Genomic DNA, 3,606 nt, shown 5'->3' on the forward strand with positions numbered 1-3,606 from the left:
CGCAGAAACGCTGCGGCGGCGCGCTCGGCCTGAGCTGCGAGCTCGGTGTAGGTGATCGAACGGTCCCGGAACTCCAGCGCGGTGCGCGGGCCGTAGTCGGCGGCGGCTTTCGACAGCAGGTCAGGCAGCGTGCCCTGGACGATGGTGTCGTCCCACCGCACGCCCTCGGGGTAAAACTGTTCGCCGGGATGGGTCATTCTCTGCATCACATTCGGTCGTCATTCCGGGGCGATGCGAGGCATCAAACCCGGAATCCATCGGGCAGCGCGCTCAGAGGCGAAATGGATTCCGGGCCTGGCCCTGCGGGCCATCCCGGAATGACTGAGAGTTGGAGCGCAAAGCCCCATCACGCCGCCTTCGACGCCGCCGCCAGCGAGGCAAACGTCTTGCCTTCGGCCGCAAGCTTCTTCAGCAGCGGGGCGGGCTCGAGGCTGGGGTCGTTGGTCTCCTTGGCGTAGAAGGCCAGGCGATCGGCGATGTGCTTGAGGCCGACGCTGTCGGCCCAGAACATCGGGCCGCCGCGATAGATCGGCCAGCCATAGCCATAGAGCCAGACCACGTCGATGTCGGAGGGACGTGCGGCGATGCCCTCTTCCAGGATCTTCGCACCCTCGTTGATCATCGGATACATCATCCGTTCGAGGATCTCCTCGTCGCTGACGACGCGCTTCTTGCGGCCGAGACGCAGCAGCGTCTCGTCGATCAGCTTCTCGACCTCCGGATCGGGCAGCGCCGAGCGCGAGCCTGCCTCATACTTGTAGTAGCCCTTGCCGGTCTTCTGACCGAAACGGCTGGCTTCGCACAGCGCGTCCGCGATCTCCGACTTGATGCCGCGGTCCTTGCGCGAGCGCCAGCCGATGTCGAGGCCGGCGAGGTCGCCCATCGCGAACGGGCCCATCGGCATGCCGAACTTCGTCACCACGGCATCGACCTGCTGCGGCAGGGCACCCTCGAACAACAGCTTCTCCGACTGCTTGCCGCGCTGAGCGAGCATGCGGTTGCCGACGAAACCGTCGCAGACGCCGACCACGGCCGGTACCTTTGCAATCTTGCGCGCGATGGTGACGGCCGTCACCAGGGCATCCGGCGCGGTCTTGTCGGCGCGCACGATCTCGCACAGCTTCATCACGTTGGCGGGGGAGAAGAAGTGCATACCGAGCACGTCCTGCGGACGCTTGGTCGACTTCGCGATCTCGTCGATGTTGAGATACGAGGTGTTGGAGGCGAGCACCGCGCCGGGCTTGACGTATTGGTCGAGCTTGCCGAACACTTCCTTCTTCACCGCCATGGTCTCGAACACGGCTTCGATGACGAGGTCGGCATCGCCGACATTCTCGATGCCGACGACGCCGTTGATCAGCGCCATGCGCTTGGCAGGCGCGTCAGCCGGGATACCGCCACGCGCCGCGGTCGCTTCCCAGTTCTTCTGCATGATGCCCATGCCGCGCTTGAGCTGTTCCTCACCGGTCTCGATCAGGGTGACAGGAACGCCGGCATTGGCAAAGGACATCGCGATGCCGCCGCCCATGGTGCCGGCGCCGAGGATGGCGACGCGGTTCACGGGACGCGACTTGGTGCCTTCAGGGACGCCGGCGATCTTGCTGGCTTCGCGCTCGGCGAAGAAGGCATAGCGCTGCGCCTTGGACTGGTCGCTGGCGACGAGCTTCAGGAAGCCCTCGCGCTCCTTCTTCAGACCTTCGTCGAAAGGTAGGTCAATGGCGTAGCCCACGGCGTCGGCGGCGGCGAACGGCGCTTCCAGGCCGCGCGACTTCTTGGTCATGGCGGCGACCGCATTGGTGAAGATCGAACGGTCGGCCTTGGCGGCCGCGATCTTGGAATCGTCGTCGCGCAGGCGGCGCAGCGGACGCTTCTCGGCCAGCAGCTTGCGCACGAAGGCCTCGCCGCCCGACGCCGGTCCCTCGACGATTTCCTCGATCAGGCCGTTCTTCAGCGCTTCCGCGGCTCCGATGGGATCACCGCCGACGATCATCTTGACCGCGAGCTCGGGACCGACCGCGCGCGGCAGGCGCTGGGTACCGCCGGCGCCTGGCAGAAGACCGAGCTTCACCTCCGGCAGGCCGAGCTTGGCTTCCTTGACGGCGACGCGGAAATGACAGGCGAGCGCGACCTCGAGGCCGCCGCCGAGCGCCGTGCCGTGGATCGCAGCGACCACCGGCTTCGGCGAGTTCTCGATCTCGGACAGCACGTCGTTGAGGGCCGGCGGCTTCGGCGGCTTGCCGAATTCGGTGATGTCGGCCCCCGCGATGAAGGTGCGGCCGGCACAGGTCAGCACGATGCCCTTGATGGCGGGATCGGCGATTGCGGCCTTGATGCATTCCAGGATGCCCCCGCGGACTGCGGCACTCAGCGCATTGACCGGAGGGCTATTGACCGTGACGATCCCGACTTCGTCATGACGCTCAAGCTTGACCACTTCGCTCACGGTGTCCCTCCTTGGTGGGGCTATATACTTTTGTCGATTTCGCGGTGCGGAATTTAATTCCGCATCTTGACGGCAGGGTTATTTTGAAGCACGGACGTTGTCAACGACTCCGCGCAAGAAGCAGATCAGGGATGAAGCGTACAGGAAAGAAGACCGCGACCGATCGGAACTTCGTCGTCGCGCTTTCCCGCGGACTGGACGTATTGCGCGCATTCCAACCCAATGACGGTCTTCTCGGCAATCAGGAAATCGCGGCGCGGACCAACCTGCCGAAGCCGACCGTGTCGCGGCTGACCTATACGCTGACCAAGCTCGGCTATCTGACGCCGGTTCCCCGCTTCGAGAAGTACCAGCTCACCCCCGCCGCAATGTCGCTCGGCTACGCAGCGCTCGCCAATCTCGGTGTTCGGCATTTGTCCGAGCCGTTTCGCGAGGACCTGATGCGCGCGACCGGCGGCGCCGTCGCCGTCGGCGGCCGCGACCGTCACAGCATGATCTATTTCGGACAGAGCCGCGGCAGCGAGACGGTCGGTGTTCAACTTGACGTCGGCGCCCGCGTGCCGATTGCAACCAGTGCGATGGGTCGCGCCTATTTCTGGGCGCTCGACCCCGACGATCGCGCAGAGCTCTCGCGCCTGCTGCGGGAGCATTACGGCAGCCGCTGGCCGAAGATGCGCGAAGGGCTGGAACGTTCCGGCGAGACCGTCGCGAAGTACGGCTTTGCGATCTCCGTCGGAGACTGGCACGACGATATCGGCGCCGCGGGCGTCGCGCTTAGGCTCAACGACGGAACCGGTCCCTACGCGTTCAATTGCGGCGCGCCCGCATTCCGCTTCACGGAAGAGCATTTGATCAACGACATTGGACCGCGTCTCTTAGCGATGGTAAGGAACATCGAAGCGGCGCTCGGGGGTCTGATGCCGCATTCCAAAAAAGACATCAGCAAAAAGCTGAAATCAGGAGGAAAAGTTGCGCGTGTGGCCGAGGGGATCAGATAGCCTTTGTCATCACCGGGAGCGGTTCGCATCGCCCCGTCGCCCACTGCACAGTGTGGGCGAGACGAGATGACGCAGGCACAGCTCGCGCAGGGGACATCGCCCCTGCTCGCGGTTCGCGACGTCAGCGTCGTGTTCGGCGGCATCATCGCGCTCAACGGCGTGTCC

The 3,606-nt window shown here is 64.8% G+C and carries 2 protein-coding genes and 2 pseudogenes; 2 read left to right on the forward strand and 2 right to left on the reverse strand.

Annotation, left to right across the window (positions count from 1 at the left end):
• Both MOV75_RS30975 and MOV75_RS30980 read right to left on the reverse strand, forming a co-directional pair.
• Nucleotides 1-197 (reverse strand): annotated as a pseudogene (locus tag MOV75_RS30975) (dicarboxylate--CoA ligase PimA); the annotation flags it as partial.
• 149 nt (nt 198-346) lie between these two features.
• The gene (locus MOV75_RS30980; RefSeq protein ID WP_247007220.1) at nt 347-2,443 is read right to left on the reverse strand and encodes a 3-hydroxyacyl-CoA dehydrogenase NAD-binding domain-containing protein; all 2,097 of its coding nucleotides are present in this window, start codon (nt 2,441-2,443) and stop codon (nt 347-349) included.
• Nucleotides 2,444-2,574: 131 nt separating this feature from the next.
• Between MOV75_RS30980 and MOV75_RS30985 the strand changes: the two genes are divergently transcribed.
• Together MOV75_RS30985 and livG are read left to right on the forward strand one after the other, a co-directional pair.
• A complete protein-coding gene (locus MOV75_RS30985; RefSeq protein ID WP_246932622.1) occupies nt 2,575-3,441 on the forward strand; it encodes an IclR family transcriptional regulator in 867 nt (288 codons plus the stop codon).
• A gap of 66 nt (nt 3,442-3,507) precedes the next feature.
• Nucleotides 3,508-3,606: pseudogene (livG, locus tag MOV75_RS30990) on the forward strand (high-affinity branched-chain amino acid ABC transporter ATP-binding protein LivG); the annotation flags it as partial.

Source organism: Bradyrhizobium sp. PRIMUS42 (assembly GCF_023006515.1).
Lineage (GTDB): Bacteria > Pseudomonadota > Alphaproteobacteria > Rhizobiales > Xanthobacteraceae > Bradyrhizobium.

Excerpts from the sequence above, each read along its gene's own strand:
- MOV75_RS30985 (WP_246932622.1), top strand. The coding sequence starts at position 2,575 with ATGAAGCGTACAGGAAAGAAGACCGCGACCGATCGGAACTTCGTCGTC.